The sequence below is a fragment of the Vibrio sp. 10N.261.46.A3 genome (assembly GCF_041472995.1).
GTDB classification, from domain to species: domain Bacteria; phylum Pseudomonadota; class Gammaproteobacteria; order Enterobacterales; family Vibrionaceae; genus Vibrio; species Vibrio coralliirubri.
Window position 1 is genome coordinate 9841 of record NZ_JBFRRH010000026.1, and the last position, 22960, is coordinate 32800.

Annotated in this window: 21 protein-coding genes; 14 read left to right on the plus strand and 7 right to left on the minus strand. The window is 44.4% G+C overall.

What is annotated here, in order from left to right; genetic code table 11:
• Positions 1 to 104: 104 nt before the first annotated feature.
• Positions 105 to 575 (minus strand): zinc ribbon-containing protein, encoded by a 471-nt coding sequence (locus AB4484_RS06865; protein ID WP_017062329.1) that lies wholly within the window; start codon positions 573 to 575, stop codon positions 105 to 107.
• A 263-nt stretch (positions 576 to 838) separates the two neighbouring features.
• On the opposite strand from AB4484_RS06865, the gene leuS reads away from it, so the two are divergent.
• The 12 genes from leuS to lipA all read left to right on the plus strand — a co-directional run bounded on the left by leuS (position 839) and on the right by lipA (position 13616).
• A complete protein-coding gene (gene leuS / locus AB4484_RS06870) occupies positions 839 to 3415 on the plus strand; it encodes a leucine--tRNA ligase (protein WP_372077210.1) in 2577 nt (858 codons plus the stop codon).
• 179 nt (positions 3416 to 3594) lie between these two features.
• Complete coding sequence (lptE, locus tag AB4484_RS06875) at positions 3595 to 4248, plus strand: LPS assembly lipoprotein LptE (protein WP_372077212.1); 654 nt, start codon at positions 3595 to 3597, stop codon at positions 4246 to 4248.
• Positions 4249 to 4260: 12 nt separating this feature from the next.
• Positions 4261 to 5286: a DNA polymerase III subunit delta gene (gene holA / locus AB4484_RS06880; protein ID WP_372077214.1), complete on the plus strand. Its 1026-nt coding sequence runs from the start codon at positions 4261 to 4263 to the stop codon at positions 5284 to 5286.
• 64 nt (positions 5287 to 5350) lie between these two features.
• Entirely contained in the window at positions 5351 to 5668 is a 318-nt protein-coding gene (rsfS, locus tag AB4484_RS06885) for a ribosome silencing factor (RefSeq protein ID WP_004735247.1), read from the plus strand.
• Positions 5669 to 5671: 3 nt separating this feature from the next.
• Positions 5672 to 6142, plus strand: coding sequence for a 23S rRNA (pseudouridine(1915)-N(3))-methyltransferase RlmH (gene rlmH, locus AB4484_RS06890; protein ID WP_004735246.1), 471 nt, complete (start codon positions 5672 to 5674; stop codon positions 6140 to 6142).
• 6 nt (positions 6143 to 6148) lie between these two features.
• Positions 6149 to 8041, plus strand: a complete 1893-nt coding sequence (mrdA, locus tag AB4484_RS06895; RefSeq protein ID WP_048607956.1) for a penicillin-binding protein 2 — start codon at positions 6149 to 6151, stop codon at positions 8039 to 8041.
• A complete protein-coding gene (gene rodA, locus AB4484_RS06900) occupies positions 8041 to 9162 on the plus strand; it encodes a rod shape-determining protein RodA (RefSeq protein ID WP_017062334.1) in 1122 nt (373 codons plus the stop codon). The genes mrdA and rodA overlap by 1 nt, the downstream gene beginning before the upstream one ends.
• A gap of 3 nt (positions 9163 to 9165) precedes the next feature.
• Entirely contained in the window at positions 9166 to 10005 is an 840-nt protein-coding gene (locus AB4484_RS06905) for a septal ring lytic transglycosylase RlpA family protein (protein WP_019820805.1), read from the plus strand.
• Positions 10006 to 10098: 93 nt separating this feature from the next.
• Entirely contained in the window at positions 10099 to 11280 is a 1182-nt protein-coding gene (locus AB4484_RS06910; protein ID WP_017062336.1) for a serine hydrolase, read from the plus strand.
• A 232-nt stretch (positions 11281 to 11512) separates the two neighbouring features.
• Positions 11513 to 11791, plus strand: a complete 279-nt coding sequence (ybeD, locus tag AB4484_RS06915; protein ID WP_026084358.1) for a DUF493 family protein YbeD — start codon at positions 11513 to 11515, stop codon at positions 11789 to 11791.
• A gap of 195 nt (positions 11792 to 11986) precedes the next feature.
• Positions 11987 to 12646: a lipoyl(octanoyl) transferase LipB gene (gene lipB / locus AB4484_RS06920; protein WP_137407352.1), complete on the plus strand. Its 660-nt coding sequence runs from the start codon at positions 11987 to 11989 to the stop codon at positions 12644 to 12646.
• 4 nt (positions 12647 to 12650) lie between these two features.
• Entirely contained in the window at positions 12651 to 13616 is a 966-nt protein-coding gene (lipA, locus tag AB4484_RS06925) for a lipoyl synthase (protein WP_017059920.1), read from the plus strand.
• A gap of 170 nt (positions 13617 to 13786) precedes the next feature.
• On the opposite strand, the gene AB4484_RS06930 is transcribed toward lipA, so the two are convergent.
• The 3 genes from AB4484_RS06930 to AB4484_RS06940 form a co-directional block, all read right to left on the minus strand.
• Positions 13787 to 15148 (minus strand): sodium-dependent transporter, encoded by a 1362-nt coding sequence (locus AB4484_RS06930; protein WP_372077217.1) that lies wholly within the window; start codon positions 15146 to 15148, stop codon positions 13787 to 13789.
• Positions 15149 to 15437: 289 nt separating this feature from the next.
• A complete protein-coding gene (locus AB4484_RS06935; protein WP_372077219.1) occupies positions 15438 to 16196 on the minus strand; it encodes a YggN family protein in 759 nt (252 codons plus the stop codon).
• A gap of 88 nt (positions 16197 to 16284) precedes the next feature.
• Positions 16285 to 16758, minus strand: a complete 474-nt coding sequence (locus tag AB4484_RS06940; RefSeq protein ID WP_372077220.1) for a GreA/GreB family elongation factor — start codon at positions 16756 to 16758, stop codon at positions 16285 to 16287.
• Positions 16759 to 16903: 145 nt separating this feature from the next.
• On the opposite strand from AB4484_RS06940, the gene AB4484_RS06945 reads away from it, so the two are divergent.
• Positions 16904 to 18838 (plus strand): ATP-dependent DNA helicase RecQ, encoded by a 1935-nt coding sequence (locus AB4484_RS06945; protein WP_372077222.1) that lies wholly within the window; start codon positions 16904 to 16906, stop codon positions 18836 to 18838.
• 108 nt (positions 18839 to 18946) lie between these two features.
• Here AB4484_RS06945 and dinB read toward each other — a convergent pair whose 3' ends face one another.
• On the minus strand, positions 18947 to 20023 hold the full coding sequence (gene dinB, locus AB4484_RS06950; RefSeq protein ID WP_372077223.1) for a DNA polymerase IV: 1077 nt from the start codon (positions 20021 to 20023) through the stop codon (positions 18947 to 18949).
• A gap of 164 nt (positions 20024 to 20187) precedes the next feature.
• Here dinB and AB4484_RS06955 point away from each other — a divergent pair, with 164 nt between their 5' ends.
• Positions 20188 to 21426 carry a response regulator gene (locus AB4484_RS06955; protein WP_372077225.1) on the plus strand — a complete coding sequence of 413 codons (1239 nt, stop codon included), beginning with the start codon at positions 20188 to 20190 and terminating at the stop codon, positions 21424 to 21426.
• A gap of 135 nt (positions 21427 to 21561) precedes the next feature.
• Here AB4484_RS06955 and nqrM read toward each other — a convergent pair whose 3' ends face one another.
• Positions 21562 to 21816, minus strand: coding sequence for a (Na+)-NQR maturation NqrM (gene nqrM, locus AB4484_RS06960; protein ID WP_009848378.1), 255 nt, complete (start codon positions 21814 to 21816; stop codon positions 21562 to 21564).
• Positions 21817 to 21832: 16 nt separating this feature from the next.
• Positions 21833 to 22837: an FAD:protein FMN transferase gene (locus AB4484_RS06965; protein WP_048607978.1), complete on the minus strand. Its 1005-nt coding sequence runs from the start codon at positions 22835 to 22837 to the stop codon at positions 21833 to 21835.
• Positions 22838 to 22960: the final 123 nt, after the last annotated feature.

A 22960-nucleotide genomic window follows, 5' to 3' on the forward strand; every position in this document is an offset into this window, starting at 1 on the left:
ATTCGAGATTCGAGATTCGACGAAAAATGATTTGAGGGTTGACTGATTGGGTCAACCCTTTTTCATTGCTGTGGTTTTACGTTGATATGCTATGGTTCAGAAGCTTACGGTTTGAGGGCTTTACGACTAAACCCTTTAGAACCACATTTAATGCATGGAATGATATTGGTTGGGTGGTTATATTCGGTTTGGTGACCACACTCGTCACATACTAAGGTGCCTAAGCCAATGACTTCACCCGCTTGATACAAGCCTTGGTGTTCTAAGTCTTGGAACAGTTCAACCCACTCCACCTTAGTACGATCAGTAATATCCAACAGCCCTTGCCAAATAGAGTCCGCAATCATCAAATAGAATGGACCGCTTTTACTCTCTTCATAGCTTTCGGAAAACTCTTTTAAGTCCGACTTCACGTAGGCAGAGATCAATGAAAGCTCATCTTTAGTCATATCATTAGCTGCTTTCGCAAACTTGCCCGACGTTTCGATTTTATTGTTGAGCTCTTCAGGGCTATGCTTCAGCGTTTCAATCACCTCTTCGACGACTTCTTCATAGAGCGCTTTTTTCTTCGGCATAACAACCTCCTTAAGATAACCAACCTTTTAGTGAGCAAACGGATGCGCTGTAATGCACTCCCGCTTACAAACAAATGCAATTCATACTCTTAAGTATAGTTGCCCTGCGAAATTCAGTGAAAATTACACAATCTACTAGGCTGCAACTGCAAGTATGAAGGGTATAACTATTGTTGTACTCAGCTCCTTTAGGTATTCTATGACGATCTGTAAGATTCTGTTCTAACCGAACTCACAAATTCCAAGATAACCGGATACCATCGATGCAAGAACAATATAACCCGCAAGAGATTGAACAAAAGGTTCAACAACACTGGGATAACAGCGAGACTTTCGTTGTAAGTGAAGACCCAAACAAAGAAAAATTCTACTGTCTTTCTATGTTCCCTTACCCAAGTGGCCGACTGCACATGGGTCACGTGCGTAACTACACCATCGGTGATGTGGTATCTCGTTTCCAACGTCTACAAGGCAAAAACGTAATGCAGCCAATTGGTTGGGATGCATTCGGCCTACCTGCAGAAAACGCAGCTGTTAAAAACAACACAGCGCCTGCACCATGGACTTACGAAAACATTGAGTACATGAAGAACCAACTGAAGCTTCTAGGCTTTGGTTACGACTGGAACCGTGAATTCGCAACCTGTACTCCAGAGTACTACCGTTGGGAACAAGAGTTCTTCACTAAGCTTTACGAAAAAGGCCTGGTTTACAAGAAGACTTCTTCTGTGAACTGGTGTCCAAACGACCAAACTGTACTGGCAAACGAGCAAGTAGAAGACGGTTGCTGCTGGCGTTGCGATACTCCGGTAGAACAAAAGAAAATTCCACAGTGGTTTATTAAAATCACTGAGTACGCTCAAGAGCTACTAGACGATCTAGACAACCTTGAAGGTTGGCCTGAAATGGTTAAGACCATGCAGCGCAACTGGATCGGCCGCTCTGAAGGTGTTGAGCTATCTTTCGCTGTTAACGGTGAAGAAGCACCACTAGAAGTGTACACAACACGTCCGGATACACTAATGGGTGTTTCTTACGTTGGTATCGCTGCAGGTCACCCTCTTGCAGAGAAAGCATCGAAGAACAACCCTGAGCTTGCTGCATTCGTTGAAGAGTGTCGTAACACTAAAGTTGCTGAAGCTGAACTGGCAACGATGGAAAAGAAAGGTATGGATACTGGCCTAACGGCTATCCACCCTCTTAACGGTCGTGTTGTTCCTGTATACGTAGCAAACTTCGTACTTATGGATTACGGCACGGGTGCGGTAATGGCGGTTCCTGCTCACGATCAACGTGACTACGAGTTCGCAACTAAGTATGGCATCGATATCATCCCAGTAATCAAACCTGAAGATGGTTCTGAACTAGACGTTTCTGAAGCGGCTTACACTGAAAAAGGTGTACTGTTCGACTCTGGTGAATTCGATGGTCTTGCGTTCCAAGAAGCATTCGATGCAATTGCTGCGAAGCTTGAAGCTGAAGGCAAAGGTAAGAAGACAGTAAACTTCCGTCTACGTGACTGGGGTGTATCTCGTCAGCGTTACTGGGGGGCTCCAATCCCAATGGTAACCACTGAAGATGGTGAAGTTCACCCAGTACCAGCAGACCAACTGCCAGTCATTCTTCCTGAAGATGTAGTAATGGATGGCGTAACTAGCCCAATCAAGGCAGACAAGTCTTGGGCTGAAACAACATTCAACGGCGAACCAGCTCTACGTGAGACTGACACGTTCGATACGTTTATGGAGTCTTCTTGGTACTACGCACGTTACTGTTCTCCACAAGCAGACGACATTCTAGACCCAGAGAAAGCAAACTACTGGCTACCAGTTGACCAATACGTTGGTGGTATCGAGCACGCTTGTATGCACCTGCTTTACTCTCGTTTCTTCCATAAGCTTCTACGTGATGCTGGTTACGTGACGTCTGACGAACCGTTCAAGCAACTACTGTGTCAAGGCATGGTTCTGGCTGACGCGTTCTATCACGAAAACGAAAAAGGCACCAAAGAGTGGATTGCACCGACTGACGTAACGGTTGAACGTGACGGTAAAGGTCGCATCGAAAAAGCAGTCGACGATCAAGGTCGTGAAGTTGAACACTCAGGCATGATCAAAATGTCTAAGTCTAAGAACAACGGTATCGACCCACAAGAGATGGTAGACAAGTACGGCGCTGATACAGTACGTCTATTCATGATGTTTGCATCACCTGCAGACATGACGCTTGAGTGGCAAGAGTCTGGCGTTGAAGGTGCTAACCGCTTCCTTAAACGTGTTTGGAAATTGGTTCACGCTCACTCTTCTAAGGGTGCTGCTGAATCTGTTGATGCTTCTGCGCTATCTGGCGACCAAAAAGCACTTCGTCGTGATATCCACAAGACTATCGCGAAAGTAACGGACGATATTGGCCGCCGCCAAACGTTCAACACAGCAATCGCTGCAATCATGGAACTGATGAACAAGCTAGCGAAAGCACCTCAAGAATCTGTACAAGATCGTGCAATCCTTGATGAAGCGCTAAAGGCGGTAGTACGCATGCTTTACCCAATGACTCCGCACATCTCTTACGAAATGTGGATTGCACTTGGTGAATCAAACGTAGACTCAGCAACATGGCCAACTTTCGATGAGAAAGCGCTAGTTGAAGACGAGAAAACTATCGTTGTCATGATCAACGGTAAGCTACGTGCGAAACTAACCGTTGCTGCTGATGCAACAGAAGAGCAAGTTCGTGATCTTGGTCTAAACGATGAGAACGCTAAGAAGTTCCTAGATGGCTTAACTATCCGTAAAGTTATCTTCGTACCAGGTAAGCTTCTAAACATCGTTGCTAACTAATTTCGTTAGCACAATGCAATTGCTAAAGAATTAACGAACTTAATTCATCAAAAGCAGTCTGTAGACAGGGTAGCTAATTGCCCTGTCTACTTATTTAAGCGCTTTAGACTTGAGCCTAACCACTCAAATGAACTAAAGCCTTTAAATAAGTATTCTACCTTCATGAGAGCCATCAAATAATGCGCCTGATTTCACTATCTTCATTGAAAGTTACTGTTGTTGTTTTAACCGTTAGCCTATTAAGTGCCTGTGGTTTCCACCTGCGTGGTGATTACTCCGTACCCGAAGAACTCAACAAGATCTCCGTAACCAGCTACGACCAATACAGTACGCTTACCCGTATGATGAAAGGTCAACTGCGTATGAATGATGTAGAAATTGTGCCACCGGCTGAGAATACACCTAACCTGCACATTATTAGTGAGAGTGTTGGTGAGCGAACTCTATCTCTATACCAAAACACTCGTGCTGCTGAAATTGAGCTAACGTTCTATGCTTCATATCGTGTAACTATCCCTGACCTTGGCTCAAAGACATTCTCAACCAGCGTAACCCGTAGTTACCTAGATAACCCGCTAACTGCACTTGCGAAGTCTGTTGAGCGAGACATGATCGAAGATGAGATGCGTAAGTTGGCAACAAGCCAAATCCTTCGTCAGATGGCTCGACTAAAAGCGAACATTGCCGCTGATAGCATGGACCTAAATGCACTAGAGCACGTTCAAGTGAAAGAGCTCGAAAAGCAATACAACATCAAAAATGTTGAAATTGACGACGTTGAGATCGTACCAGCTTCAGAAGAGCAACCAACACTTAGCGATTCGGCTGAGTAATAGGTTTATTTGATGCGTATTTTTGCTGACCGCTTATCAGAACAACTGGCTAAACAGTTGAGTAATGTTTACCTAATTTTTGGTAACGAACCTCTACTGCTGCAAGAGAGCCGAGAAGCGATTCAAAAGGCTGCAAAACAGCAAGGCTTTGAAGAACGTCACCGCTTTGCGATTGATAGCAGTCTCGACTGGAATCAAGTCTACGACTGCACTCAAGCACTGAGCCTATTCTCTAGCCGTCAGGTCATCGAGCTTGAACTGCCAGAGTCAGGCGTCAATGCCGCAATAGCGAAAGAGCTACTCGCAATCTCCGAGCATATCCACAGTGATATCTTGTTAATCTTGGTGGGCACTAAGCTAACCAAAGCCCAAGAAAGCGCTAAGTGGTTTAAGGCACTTTCGAATCAGGGTCACTTGGTCAGCTGCCTAACGCCAGATGTCAGCCGATTACCTCAGTTTGTCCAAGCACGCTGCCGTCAAATCGGTTTAACACCAGATCCTGAAGCGATTCAAATGCTGGCGCAATGGCATGAGGGTAATCTGTTTGCTCTGACCCAAAGCTTAGAAAAACTGGCTCTCCAATACCCAGATGGAAAGCTCACATTAGTACTCTTAGAAGAATCGCTGAGTCGACACAACCATTTTACTCCATTCCATTGGAGTGATGCGTTATTGGCAGGCAAAGGAAACCGTGCACAACGAATCCTACGTCAACTAGAAGCCGAAGGTGTCGAACCCGTCATTTTATTGCGTAGCATACAACGTGAGCTTGCTCTGCTGTTACAGATGCAGCAACAAATGAAACAGGTGCCGATTGGCCAGGTCTTCGAGAAACACCGTATCTGGCAATCTAAAAAGCCTCTTTATAACGCCGCGCTAACAAGAGTTTCGATTTCTCAATTACACTCTTTGTTCGCGTTGCTCACTCAAGCTGAATTGATGACAAAAACTCAATATGAGCAGTCGCCTTGGCCACTAATTCATCAGTTAAGCGTAGAGTTTTGTATCCCTTCAGCTTCAATACCATTTCAAGCATAAAAGCGTGGTATATTCTAGGGTCAACAGCCCCTAAAAAGCTAAATTCAGATTAAAGGAACACCCCGTGTTACGTGAAGAACTAAAAGATTTTCTTGCAGACAAAGCCGACGACATGAAAGCAGAATCGATTGTGACTATCGATGTAGAAGGTAAATCAAGCGTCACTGATTACATGATTGTTTGTACTGGTACCTCTAAGCGCCATGTTGCTTCTATTGCACAGCATGTTGCTGATGAAGTACGTAAAGCAGGTATGCAGCCACTAGGCATGGACGGCCAGCAAGAAGGTGAATGGGTTGTTCTAGATATGGGCACAAGCATGCTTCACGTTATGCAAGAAGAACACCGTGAACTGTACCAACTAGAAAAACTTTGGGGCTAAGCTTTGAAGATCCAATTAATCGCAGTTGGCACAAAAATGCCGAAGTGGGTTGAAGAAGGCTTTAAAGAATATAAACGCCGCTTCCCTCATGATATGCCATTAGAGCTCATTGAAATTACTGCGGGAAAGCGCGGTAAAAATGCGGATATTGCACGCATTCTTCAAAAAGAAGGCGAAGCAATGTTGGCAGCAGTTCCAAAAGGCAACCGCATTGTCACGCTTGATATCCCAGGTAAAAAGTGGGACACCCCACAACTGGCAGAGCAATTGGAAAGTTGGAAATTGGATGGACGCGACGTTTCTATCCTTATCGGCGGGCCTGAAGGATTAGCACCTGCATGTAAAGCGGCTGCAGACCAAAGTTGGTCTCTGTCTGCGCTTACTCTCCCTCACCCATTAGTACGCGTTATCATGGCTGAAAGCTTGTATCGAGCTTGGAGCATCACTGCTAACCACCCTTATCATCGAGAATAAGCGTTAATGTTACGTAAACGTAGCCAAATCCGTGATTACAAAGCAGAAGCACGACTATTTACTAATCGTGCTTTTGTTGCGTTTGCGGGGATCATAGTCATGATATCGATGTTGGTTGTTAACCTGTACAACATTCAGGTCAATCAATATCAAGACTATAAAACCCGCTCTAACGATAACCGCATCAAGGTCGTTCCAATCGCCCCTAACCGTGGTTTGATTTACGATCGTAATGGTGTACTTCTTGCCGAAAATCGCCCGGTTTTCAACCTAGAAATCACACCAGAAAAAATCAAAGATATGGATGACACGCTCGTCCGTCTACAAGAATTAATCGAGATCCCGCCAGAGCGTATTGAACGATTTGATCGTGATCGTCGCAATTCACGACGCTTCAAGTCAGTACCGATTCTGAATCAGCTTACCGAAGAACAGGTTGCGATCTTCTCTGTAAATCAGCATAAATTCCCAGGTGTTGAAGTTACAGGTACGCTAAAACGTTTCTACCCTTATGGTGATGTGTTAACTCACGTGATTGGCTACGTATCGCGTATCAATGACCGTGATATGCAGCGCTTGGTTCGCGAAGAGAAAGACGCCAATTACCAAGCTACTCGCGACATCGGTAAACTTGGTATCGAGCGCTACTACGAAGACATGCTTCACGGTACCGCTGGCTATCAAGAAGTCGAAGTTAACAGCCGTGGACGAGTGATCCGTACCCTTAAGTTTGTACCGTCGGTTCCGGGCAAAGATATCGTTCTCAACTTGGATATCAAGCTACAACTATACGTACATAAGTTACTTGATGGCCGCCGTGGCTCAGCTATCGTTCTCGACCCGAAAGACAATGGCGTGTTAGCCATGGTATCTAGCCCAAGCTACGACCCAAATGCATTCGTACATGGTATTTCGTCTAAAGGTTATAACGCCCTGCTTCAAGACAAAGACCGCCCTTTGGTTAACCGTGCAACGCTAGGTATTTATCCACCAGCATCGACGATCAAGCCATTCATTGCTGTTGCTGCTCTGCAAGAAGGTGTGATTACACCCAATACAACGCGTAATGACCCAGGTTATTGGAAGATCCCTAATTCGAAAACAAGACCATTTCGTGACTGGTTACGTTGGGGACACGGGGTCGTTGATATAGAGAAAGCGATTGAAGAGTCAGTGGATACTTTCTTTTACCAAATTGCTTATGATCTCGGCATTGATCGCATATCCAAATGGATGATGATGTTCGGCTTTGGTGATTATACTGGCATCGATATTTATGAAGAAAGCAAAGCCAATATGCCAACTCGTGATTGGAAGATGGCCAGACACCGTGTGCCTTGGTACCAAGGTGACACCATCCCAGTTGGTATTGGCCAAGGCTACTGGACTGCAACACCAATGCAGATTGCAAAAGCCACATCAGTTTTGGTCAATGAAGGTGAAGTAACCGCACCTCACCTACTTCGTTCAACCATTGATAACGGTCGTCCATTCGATGAGCAAATCATGTCGGACATTGAAACTTACCCACCGCTAACCGGGGTTAAGAAGAAGTATTGGGATATCGCTCAGGAAGGTATGAGGCTGGCTAACCACGGTAAGAAAGGTACGGCAAGACGTTCATTCCAGAAGATGTCTTACCAAACCGCGGGTAAATCGGGTACCGCGCAGGTATTCGGCTTAAAAGAAGATGAAGAGTACAACGCGGATGAAATCGCAGAGCACTTACGCGATCACGCCCTCTTTACGGGTTACGCGCCTTTTGAAGATCCTGAAGCCGTCGTAACTATCGTTCTAGAGAACGCAGGTGGCGGTTCTTCTAACGGCGGCCCAGTAGTAAGAAGGATTTTAGACCATATTATCCTTGCAGAAGATTATCAAAGTGAGCCAATTAAATAATGAAACTTGATCCTTCAACTGGACGAAATAGAGCCCTATTCGAAAGGCTGCATATCGACCTGCCGCTTTTGCTTGGCATTCTGGTTTTAATGGGCTTTGCCCTGCTGATCATGTACAGCGCAAGCGGACAAAGCCTTGCGATGATGGATCGCCAGGCGATGCGCATGGCTCTGTCTTTAGGTGTGATGATCTTCCTAGCGCAGATCTCACCTCGTACTTATGAAACCTTGGCACCACTGCTATTTGTAGGTGGTGTCATCTTGCTATTGGGCGTGTTGTTCTTTGGTGAAGCCTCTAAAGGTGCACAGCGTTGGTTAAACTTCGGCTTTGTTCGATTCCAACCCTCAGAGCTATTAAAGCTCGCGGTGCCTTTGATGTTAGCAAGATTTATCGGTAAGCGCTCACTTCCGCCCACCTTCCAAACATTAGCGATCTCGCTAGTGATGGTGTTTGTACCGACGATTCTAATCGCAAAACAACCTGACCTAGGTACATCTATCCTTATCGCCGCATCTGGTATCTTCGTGATATTCCTGGCAGGTATCAGCTGGAAAATCATTGCTAGCGCTGCAATCGCGTTAGGGGCATTTATCCCAATCTTATGGTTCTTCTTAATGCGTGAATATCAAAAAGTACGCGTAAGAACCCTTTTTGATCCTGAATCAGATCCATTAGGTGCGGGTTACCACATCATTCAAAGTAAGATAGCGATAGGCTCGGGTGGTATATCAGGAAAAGGTTGGTTGCAAGGCACTCAATCTCAACTAGAGTTCATCCCTGAGCGTCACACCGATTTCATTTTTGCGGTCATCGCCGAAGAGTGGGGCATGATTGGTATATTGTTCTTGCTTGCTATCTACTTGTTTATTATTGGACGTGGCTTAGTGCTTGCGAGCCAAGCTCAAACCGCATTCGGTCGAATGATGGGCGGCAGTATTGTCCTGAGCTTCTTCGTTTATATTTTTGTAAACATTGGCATGGTAAGTGGCATTCTACCTGTGGTTGGTGTTCCTCTTCCTCTAGTCAGTTATGGCGGTACTTCAATGGTTACCCTTATGGCTGGTTTTGGTATTTTAATGTCGATCCATACACACAGAAAAGCATTCTCAAAGGCGACCTAATCGATGTCTATTACAACGTTTCCAAAAAAAGCATCCTTGGTTGAAGAGCTGCCAATCAAAAAAATAGTCTCTATCTTGGGGCTAGCGATTTTAATCAATGGTTGTTCTTCAAAACAGCCAACAGGCCGCTACGATATTGATTCAGATATTGCACCAGATGCACCTATCTCAGTAGAGCATCTCGAGGATGCTCACCCTCAGTATGAACCTTATAGTTTAGGTGGTAACACGGATTACACTTTACGTGGCGAAGACTACAAGATCGTAAAGAAGACCGAAGGGTTTACTGAGAAAGGCAAAGCCTCTTGGTACGGTAAGAAATTTCATGGTCACTTAACGTCTAACGGCGAGATCTACGATATGTATTCGATGTCTGCGGCGCACAAAACATTGCCAATTCCAAGCTATGTAAAAGTGACGAATACCGACAATAACAAAACGACAATTGTTCGTATCAATGACCGCGGCCCATTCCATGAAGGCCGAATCATTGACCTTAGTTATGCAGCAGCTTACAAGCTCGATGTGTTGAGAACCGGCACAGCAAATGTTGAGATTGAAGTCATTACTGTGGCTATGCCAACCGACGCAAATAAAAAGGCTGCTTTACCGCAATTTATTATTCAAGTCGCGACATCTCCGCATGAAGATAGAACAGAGAAGTTAGCGAAAGATCTAGCCGAAAAGCTAGAAGTAGCAACGTTCTTGCAGCCAAATGATGACAACTACCGTCTGATGATTGGGCCATTTCATGACTATGCTCTGACTCAAGAGAAATTAGAACAAGTTAAGCTAATGGGTTACCCGTCAGCTTATATAAAAAAACACACCCTAACTCGCTAATTAATCTAACAGTTACTTCTGGTAATCAGCGCTCTGGTGTGACAGAGTGATTCTGTTAATATATGAATAGTTCACCAAATAATTGCATTCAAAATGATTAAATCTAATAAACTTGTTAAATCGATTTTTGCTACTTCTGTTGCTCTTTCTGCAACGATAGCTACATCGTCATTCGCCGCTCCTATTGTTGTTCCTGATGCACCTCAAATCGCCGCTAAAGGTTTTGTTCTGATGGATTACCATTCAGGCAAAGTACTAGCAGAGAAAGAGATGAATACTCAACTTTCTCCAGCAAGTTTAACCAAGATGATGACGAGCTACGTGATCGGCCAAGAGCTTGATCGTGGCAACATCAACCTAAACGACGATGTTGTAATCAGTGAAAATGCTTGGGCTAAAAACTTCCCAGATTCATCTAAGATGTTCGTTGAAGTTGGCACTACGGTTAAAGTTGAAGAACTGAACCGCGGTATCATCATTCAATCAGGTAACGATGCATGTGTTGCTATGGCTGAACACATCGCTGGCTCTGAAGATGCATTCGTTGACCTAATGAACGCTTGGGCAAGCTCTATCGGCATGAAAGACACGCACTTTGCTAACGTGCACGGTCTAGACAACCCGAACCTATACTCAACGCCTTACGATATGGCGCTACTTGGTCAGGCACTGATTCGCGACGTACCAGACGAGTACCGTATCTACTCACAGAAGAAATTCACATACAACGGCATCACCCAATACAACCGTAACGGTCTGTTATGGGATAAGAGCATGAACGTTGATGGCATCAAAACGGGCCACACAAGCAATGCAGGTTACAGCCTAGTAAGCTCAGCGACAGAAGGCAAAATGCGCCTAGTTGCCGTAGTAATGGGCACTAAGAATGCGAATGCTCGTAAAACAGAAAGCAAAAAACTGCTTAGCTACGGCTTCCGCTTCTTTGAAACAGTGGCACCACACACAGCCGGTGAAACTTTCGTAGAAGAGAAGATCTGGATGGGTAGCAAGGACACTGTTGCATTAGGTGTCGACGAAGATACGTTCGTGACGCTACCTCGTGGTCAAGCTAAGAACCTGAAGGCAAGCTTCGTTCTTGAGAAAGAGCTAGAAGCGCCAATCAGCAAAGGCGATGTAGTTGGTAAACTATTCTACCAAGTAGACGGTGAAGACGTTGCTGAATACCCACTACTAGCACTTGAAGATGTAGACCAAGGCAGCCTATTTAGCCGTCTATGGGACTACCTAGTTCTTCTGTTCAAGGGTTTATTCTAAACAAGCCAAAGGTTTGTTCTAGGTAAAACCTAAGCTTGTTGTATAGCTAAACTAATGAGTAAGTTCATGATTTACTCATTAGCGAACCAAAAGCCGCCATGTGCGGCTTTTGTTGATCTTGAGTTCGGTGATATTTACACGTAATATTCCGCCTTATTACTCGTGTCTGTTGACCGAACACGCTTTTTATCGACATTTCGCCAATTTGCGAGAGTCTAGCCTTTTGGAGCTAATCATGAACATCAATTCTGATGCAAAACTAAAAGACCTCTTAGAGTTCCCTTGTTCATTCACTTACAAAGTAATGGGCCACGCTAAGCCAGAACTGACTGAGCTAGTACTAGAAGTGATCCAGCGTCATGCTCCTGGTGACTACAGCCCAACGCTAAAACCGAGTGCGAAAGGTAACTACCACTCTGTTTCTATCAATATTACTGCGACATCAATTGAGCAAGTAGAAACTCTTTATAAAGAACTGGGCGAGATCGAAATCGTTCGTATGGTTCTGTAATCTCCGATTACACATGAAAAACAGCGGCTTATTGCCGCTGTTTTTGTTTAAAGCACCCTATCTAGCTCAAATTCATTCAACTTAATTTTCAATAAATACAAAGAAAGTTGAAAAACCTTGCAGTCCGTCTGTAGTTAGAATCATGTTTCGCGTTTATAATGCGTTCACTTTATTAATCCTTGAGGGAGTGCAGCTTTGCAAAATAAGCTAATCGTAAAAAAATTAGGCCGTCAGGATTACGAACCTGTATGGAAAGCCATGCATAAGTTCACAGACGAACGCACGGAAGAAGACGTAGACCAAGTTTGGTTGGTTGAACACAACCCTGTCTTCACTCAAGGACAAGCAGGCAAAGCCGAGCATGTATTAAATGCCGGTGATATCCCTGTAATACAAAGCGATCGCGGTGGCCAAGTGACTTACCACGGCCCAGGCCAATTAGTCGCTTACTTTCTGATTAACATCCGCCGCAAGAAGTTCGGAGTGCGTGATTTGGTTACTCATATCGAGAACCTCGTAATCAATACTCTGAAAGCTTACAATATAGATTCAGCTGCCCGACCTGACGCTCCTGGTGTTTATGTCGATGGCAAGAAAATCTGTTCACTCGGATTACGTATTCGACGTGGCTGCTCGTTCCACGGGCTAGCACTCAACGTCGATATGGACCTGTCTCCATTCCAACGTATTAACCCATGTGGTTACCAAGGTATGGAAATGGCGCAGGTAAGCCAACTCGGCGGACCAAGTGAACTAGAAAACGTTGAGCAACAGTTAATACAAGAGCTCGTAGAGCTACTCGGCTATGACCAAGTAGACATTCAAGCCACCAGTAACATTACAGCAGAAGCATAAAATCATGAGCAAACCAATCCAAATGGAAAAAGGCGTTAAATATCGTGACGCTGACAAAATGGCATTAATTCCCGTAAAGAATATGCCTGCTGAACAGAAAGAAGTTCTACGTAAGCCTGAATGGATGAAGATTAAACTTCCTTCAGACAGTCATCGTATTCAAGAAATCAAATCAGCAATGCGTAAAAACAACCTGCACTCAGTTTGTGAAGAAGCGTCTTGCCCTAACCTAGCCGAGTGTTTCAACCACGGTACGGCAACGTTTATGATTCTTGGCGCTATCTGTACTCGTCGCTGCCCGTTCTGTGATGTTGCCCATGGTCGTCCTGTTGCTCCTGAAGCTGAAGAGCCGAAGAAACTGGCTAAGACGATTAAAGACATGAAACTGAAGTACGTTGTAATCACTTCAGTTGACCGTGATGACTTGCGTGACGGCGGTGCTCAGCACTTTGCTGACTGTAACCGTGAGATTCGCGAACTAAACCCAAATATTCGTATCGAAACACTGGTTCCAGACTTCCGCGGTCGTATGGACGTTGCACTTGATCTAATGAAAGACAACCCGCCAGATGTTTTCAACCACAACCTAGAGACAGCGCCACGTCTGTACCGTAAAGCGCGTCCAGGTGCGAACTATAAGTGGTCTCTTGATCTACTGAAGAAATTCAAAGAGCAGCACCCTGACATCCCAACAAAATCAGGTGTGATGATGGGTCTTGGTGAGACAAAAGAAGAGATCGTTCAAGTACTGAAAGACCTTCGTGAACATGGTGTGACTATGCTGACACTAGGCCAATACCTAGCACCAAGCCGTCACCACTTACCAGTAGAACGCTACGTGCCGCCTTCTGAGTTCGATGAGCTGAAAGAGATTGCTCTAGAGCTAGGCTTCACTCATGCAGCGTGTGGTCCGTTTGTACGTTCTTCTTACCATGCAGACTTACAAGCTCAAGGTATGGAAATTAAGTAATCACGATTGCTTAACGAACAATGCAAAGGCGCTGAATATTATGTTCAGCGCCTTTTTTCTATCTTGTTCGCGCCGCTAAAAACAACAAGGCCACTCCTTATGAGTGGCTTTGTGCTTAATATTTCAAGTTCTGAGGAGGTAATTTCAAAAAGCCCTGATAGGGTTCAGCGTTAACCGAAAGAAGCCCAGATAACCGTTGCTACCAAGATTGGGCACACAAACTTCACATACATTGGCCAAACCTTGCCAAACCAGCCCAATTGGAAATCAGGACAACCTTGTTCAAGCTCTTTCACTTTTGAAGCTCGACTCCATACCCAACCACCAAACACACAGAACATCAGTGCAGCGACAGGTTGAAGATACTGAGTTGCAATCATCGCTACCATGCCAAACATCGCAGCAAAGTTGTAAACAATCACCACACTAAACAGCGCGATAGCACCACCAATCACCCAGCTTGTTGGCGTTCGTCTAGTATTGAAACGCTCACTCACTAGCGCTACAGGGCCTTCAAGCATCGAGATAGAAGAAGTCAGTGCAGCAATCGTTAGTAGTAAGAAGAACACAATCGCAAAGATCTGACCAAGCACACCTAAACTATCAAACATCAACGGTAGAACCGTGAATACGAGCGTGTCAGAACTTAATAGTGAGCCATCTTCCGCATAGATTTGTACGCCCTTTTGCATCGCAACAAACATTGCAGGCATCACCACTAGGCCAGCAATAAAAGCGACAGCAGTATCCACAAAAGTTACGTTCATCGCCATTTTTGGCAGGTTCTCTTTCTTACTTAAGTAAGAGCCATAAACCAACATCGAGCAACCACCAATGGTGAGTGAGAAGAACCCCTGTCCCATTGCCGCCAGAATCAGTTTTCTATCCCACACTTTCTCAAAGTCTGGGACTAGGTAATGTTTTAGGCCTTCCATCGCGCCAGATTGCGTCATGATGTAAACAAACAATAAGCCAAATAAAACAAACAGCGCAGGCATCAGACGAGTCGACCACTTCTCGATGCCTTGTTTAACACCGCCCTGCACAATCAAGATAGTCAGTACATAAAACGCGACGGTACCAAATACGTTGCGCTCAACACTGAAGCCTTTAAACCAATCAGCAATCGCTTCTAGACCGATAAGATCCGCGACCGCACCAATTAGGAAGCAGATCAACCAACCACCAACAATACTGTAAAACGCCAACACAGCGCTTGGTACACTCAGTCCAATCCAACCGACAAACTCACCGACTTTCTTACCCAAAGGGTTTGTCGTCAAAGATCGCATGCTATCAACTGGGTTTGCTTGGCCATGACGGCCGATAGCCATCTCTACCACCAGCATTGGGAAAGCAACCACGAAGATCATGATCAAATAGACCAAAAGGAAAGCACCGCCACCGTTGCTGGCAACTTGAGTCGGGAAGCCCCAAATATTACCCAAGCCAACCGCTGCACCAGCCGCTGCTAAAATAAAGCCTAAACGAGAGCTAAAGTGCTCTCTTGAAGAGGAAGATTGTTGGTCCATATCGCCCGCATTAAAAATCAGTGAACTAGTTGAGAAGTACAGTAATAAAAAGCAATGATAGGCACAACTAATAAATGAACAATTCTCTGATTTTTACAATCAATGCGCTATTTAGAACCACAAAATTAACAAATAACCAGTCTTATCGTTCAATTAGAAGCAACAAAGCGAAGTGGAAGGCTTGAGAAGGAAATAGATTAAATAGAGATAAATACTCGCCGTGTGGTTCCATTTATACAAACAAAAAGAGCACCAAACGGTGCTCTTGTGATTCATCAGTCAATTCAGATTAGATCGTGAAGACTTGATAGTCTTTTAGGTTCGGAATGATTTCATGCAACTCTTGCTCTTGTTCCGCCATCTCATCCAGAGAATCGCAGAACTCATTCGCTTCTTCTTGTACTTGTTGAGAGTGTTCTTTCATTCGCTCTTCAACTTTCAGCTTTAATTCAGCCATGCTGTCAGCTAATTCAGTCAGGTTTAGGCCACCGTCTTGTTTCATCTTTTCTGACATCGCATTAAAAGCACTAGAGATAAATTCTTGGTTAAAGATCTCTTTTGCCTTCTCGAAATCTTCAGACCAGCCATTGGCCATAGAATCAAAGCTTTCTGCTGGCAACACTAACTCGCCATCTTTGTAGTAACGCGCTTCCAGTTCTGCAAAGTAGGTTTTCATTGATTCTTTTACGTTATCAAATGACTCAGGTGAATCCAGGCTAGCCGCGATATCATCAATCACGTCATTGGCTAACGCTAAGCTATCGTTGGCCATTTGTTTCGCTCGAGGTAAGTACTCATTCATATTTTCGCGATATTTCTCAATCGCCGCTTGTTGGTCGGCATCAAGCTCAACCTTCTCACCATGGATATAGAGGTCGTTGTTATCATCAAAAACGGCCGTATCACCATTCACTTGATGGATTTCGACTTTTTGATCATCGATTCGTAGTTCATTCTTCAAATCAACTCGACACTGAGCAGCAAACGTTGGCAGGCTCACAACAGCGATAACCGCTGTTAGTGATGCAATTAATACATTGTTTTTCATAACATCCTCTCATCAATCTGACAGATTACTATACCCTTGGATTATGCTTCTTTGTCAGAGAAACGTTTTATATCTACTAATCAACCAGTTAGTCGATAGAGATAACTTCATAGCAAAACTGTTTATCAGCGACCTTAAATTCAATCTCATCGCCAACTTCTTTACCCATTAGAGCCTGACCAAAAGGTGCATTCGCCGTCACAATAGCCACCTCATTCTCATTCCACGTGACAGAAAGTCCGCCGACTCTCGGCCCCATAAAAAAGTGTTTATATTTATCATGCTCGTCAATGACCACAACGTAGCTGCTCACCGTAATTCGCTCACTGTCGCGCAACACTAAGTTACGATAACACTGAATGTCGTCTTCGCACTCTTGTACCCTCACCGCTTGACCATGGGCAAGATACGAAGCTTCCAGCGCCAATGTATCGTACTTATGCTCAGGTACTGTCTCTTCATCTGTCGCAGCGTCAATCGCGCGTTGAGTAGCAGATTGTGCGATACGTAATCGGGATTCGAGTTGCTCTATGATTATTTGGCGAAGCTCAGACTTATTCATACTATTGGGGTGCTTTTCTATAGGAGCTACAGAATAGAATTAGGTACAATCAGGTGCAAGACATTTGATTCATCAAGCGACGCTATCATGAATAGGCGCCCGCTTTAGCATCAATACGACACTTAATAACTCAGGTAGAACATAAATGATTGAGCAGAAGCTAAAACAAGTATTCGGATTCGACTCACTGCGTAATGGGCAAAAGCAAGTCATTGATAACGTTCTATCTGGTCACTCGACTGCCGCGATATTCCCGACAGGCTCAGGTAAATCGCTGTGCTATCAATTACCCGCATTAGAGTTACCGCACTTAACCTTGGTGATATCGCCGCTATTAGCCTTGATGAAAGACCAACTCGCTTTCCTGCACAGTAAAGGCATTAGTGCAGCTGCAATCGAATCAAGCCAAGACAGACAAACCACACAACAGGTTATGCAGTCGGTACGTAACGGAGACACCAAGATCCTCATGATCTCCGTTGAGCGCTTGAAGAACGAACGCTTTCGTCAGTTTATCTCCCAAGTGCCGATCTCGTTACTGGTGGTAGATGAAGCGCACTGTATTTCAGAATGGGGACACAACTTCAGACCCGATTACCTGAAGCTTCCTCAATACCAAAAGCAGCTCAATATTCCTCAGGTTCTACTACTGACAGCCACCGCGACCACTTCAGTTATCCAAGACATGAAGTCAAAGTTTGAAATTGATGAAGAGCGCGTTGTGGTTACGGGTTTCTATCGTCAAAACCTCGACCTGTCGATTCAACCTTGTGAACAAACCAGCAAGCTAGAAACCTTGTGCAATGTGGTTAACCAAGCTTCTCTCGCTCCTACTATTGTTTATGTCACCCTTCAACAAACAGCAGAGATGGTGGCTCAGCAGCTTCGCAATGCTGGCGTTAATGCGGTGGCTTACCATGCCGGTCTTAAGCCTGAAAATAGAGATGCTATTCAACACCAATTCATGAATGATGACGTGAGCTGTATCGTCGCAACTATCGCGTTTGGTATGGGTGTGGATAAGTCCAACATTCGCCGAGTGATTCACTTTGACTTGCCGAAATCGATCGAAAACTACTCGCAAGAGATCGGCAGAGCTGGCCGAGATGGGCAAGCGTCTGAATGTATTTTACTGGCTAACAAACATGGTTTGAGCACACTCGAGAACTTCGTTTTTGGTGATACGCCAGACAACATATCGATCCAAGCGGTATTAAAAGAGATCTACGAAAATCAAAACATTGGCGCTTCTGGCTCGAATCAATGGGAGATCATGCTTAACCAACTATCACGTGAATCCAACATTCGTCAGTTACCGCTAAAAACACTGCTGGTGTATCTCGAAATTGAAGGCGTGATCGAGCCTAAGTACAGCTACTTCGCAGACTACAAATTTAAGTTCATTCGTCCAAAACAACAAATCACCGAACAGTTCCAAAGTGAACGCCGTCAATTTGTCGAAGCGATCTTCCAATGTTCACCTCAAGCTAGAGTGTGGTGCCAAGTCGACTTCGATGCGCTTTGGACACACTTCCAAGCCGATCGTCAGCGTGTGATCGCGGCTATCGACTACTTCAATGAACAAGGTTGGATTGAACTAGAAAGCAAGCAGATCACCGATGTCTACGCGATCCACAATACTTCTGAAGATATGATGCAACTGTCAGAGCGTCTAACTGAGTTGTTTAAAGCAAAAGAAAACAGCGAGATAAACCGCCTTAACCAGATGCTGAACTTCTTTGAGGCGGATACTTGCCTAAGCTCACGCCTTGCGAGTTATTTTGCCGATGATAAAGCACCAACAACCTGCGGCCATTGCTCTGTATGTCGAGGAGAAGTGGCAATCTTACCAACCGTTGATGTTGAACCTGTTGATGATGAGACGGTGATGACATGGATACATGAGTTCATTTCCAACAGCCAACAACTGATTACCGACGAGGCAATTACTCGCTTCTTATGTGGAATTGCCACCCCGCTTTCAACCAAACTCAAAGCCAGTAAAATGGTCGGTTACGGTAAGCTAGAGCAGCAACCGTTCAGTGATACCTTAGCGCTAGTTAAACAACTTCCTAGGTAAACTAATTTCCTTGTTTAGAAAAAACCGGCTAGGCTGTGAAGTCTAGTCGGTATTTAAACACCAACACTTCAAGTAGCACCTCTAAGACTAAACTCTCAGCGCCTTTCCCTAAAAGAAACTCAACTGACGCATTTGGTCTTTGGGTTGCAGCATTACGCTTAAACCAAGCAGACGTATTTCTCGCCCCTGTTGTCTTTTCAGAATTTCACTTAGCAGTTCTTTGAAGTGTTCACGATCGAGAGAGGCGTGAATGTGTTCAATCGTGGTTTGTTGAAAGTCGGCGAACTTGAGCTTAATGCCCTGCTTGATGATCGCTTTGCTTGGGCTGGCTTTTTCTAAGCGAGTTTCAAGCTCAGGAAACAGTTTATCTTCGATTACCTGCCAGCATTCGGCGTAGGTTGAAATATTTTGGGTAAAGGTGCGCTCTACGCCTACCGATTTTCGCTCGCGCTCGATGATAACTTCTCGATCATCAATGCCATGACTGCGCTTCCAGAGTGATGCACCTTGACGGCCAAACTTGAGTAGGAGGTCTCGATAGTCAGACTCTTTAATATCCTTACAAGTAAAGAAACCTGCTTGATGCAGCTTTTCTATGCTCACTTTGCCGACACCGGGAATCTTTTCAAGTGGTAGCTCATCGATCACTGATTGCACGTCTTGTGGAGGGATAACAAACTGACCATTGGGCTTATTCAGATCCGAGGCTACTTTGGCCAAGAATTTAATCGGCGCAATTCCTGCAGAAGCGGTCAGGTTAAGCTCATTCCAGATATCACGGCGAATCGACTCGGCAATAAGTGTTGCTGAACCGTGGCACTGCTTAGAATCGGTGACATCAAGGAAAGCTTCATCCAAGGAAAGAGGCTCAATGATTGATGTGTATCGAGAGAAGATTTCGCGGATTTTTTTAGATATCTCAACATAGACCGACATTCTTCCCGGCACAACCAACAGATTAGGACAAAGCTGTAGGGCTTTTCCTGTCGGCATTGCAGAGCGAACACCAAACTTGCGGGCTTCATAATTACAGGTACTCAAAACACCGCGTTGCTTTTCATGCCCACCAACAGCTAACGGGCGATTTCGGTAAGCAGGGTTATCACGCATTTCTACAGCCGCGTAAAAACAATCCATATCAACATGAATTATTTTTCTTACTTTCTCTTCACCCACGCTACACATCTAGGAATTACTCGACCTTACAACTGTATCTATAAACAGTATAATCCAATTATTATCAGATTTAAAACGATCTCGAGTCCAGCTAAAGAGGTTTCGCTTCAATAGCCATGAGCTCTTCTGATACTATTGTTAACGAGTATTTAGTCTATAAGTAGGGATCGCTTGTGAGTGAAAAAATACTAGTAGTGGAAGATAGCCGAGCATTTCGCAACTACCTGTACCAACAGCTTAAAAATAGCGGTTATGAGGTCGCAGTTGCTGAATCGATTGCAGAAGCAAAAAACATCTTGGAACAAGAGACAGATTTCTTGTGTGCCGTATTGGATTACTGCTTACCTGACGGGCAAGACGGTGAGATCATTGATCTCGTCTTAGGCTATCAACAGAAAATAATTGTTCTGACCGGGATGTTCGACAATCAACTGCGAGAGCAAGTCCTAGCCAAAGGCGTTATCGATTACATACTTAAAGACAGTATGTCATCAGTCAGCTACCTACTCCCTCTGGTTCAAAGAATTTCGAATAATCGCTACCACAAAGCATTGGTTGTCGATGATTCAGCGGTCGTTCGCCGTTACATAGTTCAACTTCTAGAACACCAATATATCCAAACTATTCAAGCCGAAGATGGCGAACAAGCATTAAAGCTTCTTCATAATGACCCCGATATTACATTCGTTGTTACAGACCATGATATGCCGAAGAAAGACGGTATAGCGATGATCCGTGAGATTCGACGCGATCACGACAGAAACCAGTTGGCTATTCTCGGGTTATCAGGCAGCGATGATCGTACTATGACAGCTCGATTCCTTAAAGCGGGGGCTAACGACTTCCTTTACAAACCTTTTAACCAAGAAGAATTTTTCTGCCGTATCCATCAACTGCTTGATATGAAAGAAGCGGCCAACGAGCTGTTTCGACATGCTAACGAGGATGCTCTCACTGGCTTATGGAATCGTCGCTACCTGTTCAATCATCCTTGTAAAGGCTGCGATCAACGAAACATCGCGATGATGGATATCGACTTCTTTAAGAAAGTGAATGATACCTTTGGCCACGATGGTGGTGATGCCGTGCTGATCGATGTAGGGAAAATTATCAAAGATCATTTCAAAGACGATGTCGCTGTACGCTTCGGTGGCGAAGAATTTTGTATTCAGTCATGCGGTGCATTTGAGAGCTTTGTTGACAACTTAGAGTCCATGAGAAAAGCAATTGAAAGCCACGTTGTTGAGCATGACTCTCAAAAAATCAAGGTAAGTATCAGTATCGGCGTAACCGATTTAGACGCGAAGTTAGATGAACAGATCAAAGCCGCTGATGAGCTTCTTTATACGGCAAAAGAGCAAGGTAGAAACCAACTAGTGTTTGCGCGCAACAGCATGCAAATCGAACAATAGTCATTCGGTTTTGTTTCCATCGTTAATCAGCCAAGGTAAATGACTAAGCCTTAAAACCAAAAAAGCTCAAGACGATAATCTTGAGCTTTTCAATTTAAGGGCATAGATAACTCTACCCCTTATGACTGTCACCAATTAAGCGATACGGTCTTTACTCCAAGCCGCTTCTTTTTGTTGACGCTCAGCCAGCTTCTCTTCACGGTAAGCTTCACGTGCTTCACGCTTCTTACGCGCGTCACAAGGTTCAGGGCAGTTACATACTTTATCAATACCAACAGCACCCAAACCGCCACAGCTACCTTTCACAACTTTCTTTTGGATAATGTAGCCAATTGACATCGCTGCGATTACTGCAAGAAAAACACCAAATGTAATCAGAAATGTATTCATAATTATCTCGCTTACCTTATTTACCTAAGTATGGCTTAAATGCTTCAGAAGCAATTTCTTTAAAGCCATCTGCTGTTTTTACCACCATGAACACTGGGATGTTATGTTGGTTTGCGACTTCCATTCCTTTTTCCTCACCTAAGACCATAAGGCCCGTAGATAAGCCGTCTGCAGTCATTGAAGACGGGTTTAAAACAGTCACAGAAACCACTTTATGATGAAGAGGCTTTCCTGTTTCTGGGTTGATAATGTGTGAGTAACGAACACCATCACGCTCAAAATAGTTGCGGTAGTCACCAGACGTTGCGATCGCCATATCGCCAGGTTCGATGATCTCTTGAATGTTGCGCTCGTCAATACTTGGCTTTTCGATGGCAATACGCCAACCTACACTTTCGCGGTTAAGACCTTTCAAACGGATTTCACCGCCTACTTCTACCATGTAGTTGTGAATACCAATTGAATCAAGGTAATCAGCAACAACATCAACGCCCCAACCTTTTGCAATGGTTGACAGGTCGACGTACAAATTAGGCAAATCTTTAGTTAGCTTGTTGCCTTCAACGCTCAAGTGGTGAATACCGACTTTAGCTTTACGAGCAGCAAGCTCTTCATCTGATGGAACTACTTCCGGACGCGCTTCAGGACCAAAACCCCAAAGATTAACTAATGGACCAACCGTAACGTCCAACGCTCCTTCAGTAAGACCGTTCAAACGAATGGCTTCTTTCACAACAATAGCGGTTTGTTCAGATACTTCGAATGCGTCCGCACCTTTGTGTTGGTTGAAACGGCTCAGCTCTGAATCTTCACGGTAAGTCGACATTTGATCATTCACTTCTTCAAGTAGACGATCGATCTCAGTATGAACTTCATTAGACTCAGGAAATTCATCACCATTGATGTATTTAATATTGTAACTGGTACCCATAGTCGGGCCACTTAAATGCACTTGCTCTCTTGCCTGCTCGCAGCCCGCAAGAAAAATCAAAGAAGTTAATGCAACAAGCCAAATTCTCACTTGCTTACTCCTGTCTAATGTTGAGGATTTATATAAGGAAAAATAAGAGTAAAAAATAGGTATTTTGAATGCCTTACTCTTTCTTATATAAGCCAGTATGTTGTCAAAAATAGTCTTAGAAAA

Excerpts from the sequence above, each read along its gene's own strand:
- AB4484_RS06935 (WP_372077219.1), bottom strand. The coding sequence starts at position 16,196 with ATGAAAAACAATGTATTAATTGCATCACTAACAGCGGTTATCGCTGTT.
- AB4484_RS06945 (WP_372077222.1), top strand. The coding sequence starts at position 16,904 with ATGATTGAGCAGAAGCTAAAACAAGTATTCGGATTCGACTCACTGCGT.
- mrdA (WP_048607956.1), top strand. The coding sequence starts at position 6,149 with ATGTTACGTAAACGTAGCCAAATCCGTGATTACAAAGCAGAAGCACGA.
- AB4484_RS06930 (WP_372077217.1), bottom strand. The coding sequence starts at position 15,148 with ATGGACCAACAATCTTCCTCTTCAAGAGAGCACTTTAGCTCTCGTTTA.
- AB4484_RS06940 (WP_372077220.1), bottom strand. The coding sequence starts at position 16,758 with ATGAATAAGTCTGAGCTTCGCCAAATAATCATAGAGCAACTCGAATCC.
- lptE (WP_372077212.1), top strand. The coding sequence starts at position 3,595 with ATGCGCCTGATTTCACTATCTTCATTGAAAGTTACTGTTGTTGTTTTA.
- AB4484_RS06905 (WP_019820805.1), top strand. The coding sequence starts at position 9,166 with ATGTCTATTACAACGTTTCCAAAAAAAGCATCCTTGGTTGAAGAGCTG.
- AB4484_RS06910 (WP_017062336.1), top strand. The coding sequence starts at position 10,099 with ATGATTAAATCTAATAAACTTGTTAAATCGATTTTTGCTACTTCTGTT.
- rodA (WP_017062334.1), top strand. The coding sequence starts at position 8,041 with ATGAAACTTGATCCTTCAACTGGACGAAATAGAGCCCTATTCGAAAGG.
- leuS (WP_372077210.1), top strand. The coding sequence starts at position 839 with ATGCAAGAACAATATAACCCGCAAGAGATTGAACAAAAGGTTCAACAA.
- lipA (WP_017059920.1), top strand. The coding sequence starts at position 12,651 with ATGAGCAAACCAATCCAAATGGAAAAAGGCGTTAAATATCGTGACGCT.
- AB4484_RS06865 (WP_017062329.1), bottom strand. The coding sequence starts at position 575 with ATGCCGAAGAAAAAAGCGCTCTATGAAGAAGTCGTCGAAGAGGTGATT.
- holA (WP_372077214.1), top strand. The coding sequence starts at position 4,261 with ATGCGTATTTTTGCTGACCGCTTATCAGAACAACTGGCTAAACAGTTG.
- dinB (WP_372077223.1), bottom strand. The coding sequence starts at position 20,023 with ATGTGTAGCGTGGGTGAAGAGAAAGTAAGAAAAATAATTCATGTTGAT.
- nqrM (WP_009848378.1), bottom strand. The coding sequence starts at position 21,816 with ATGAATACATTTCTGATTACATTTGGTGTTTTTCTTGCAGTAATCGCA.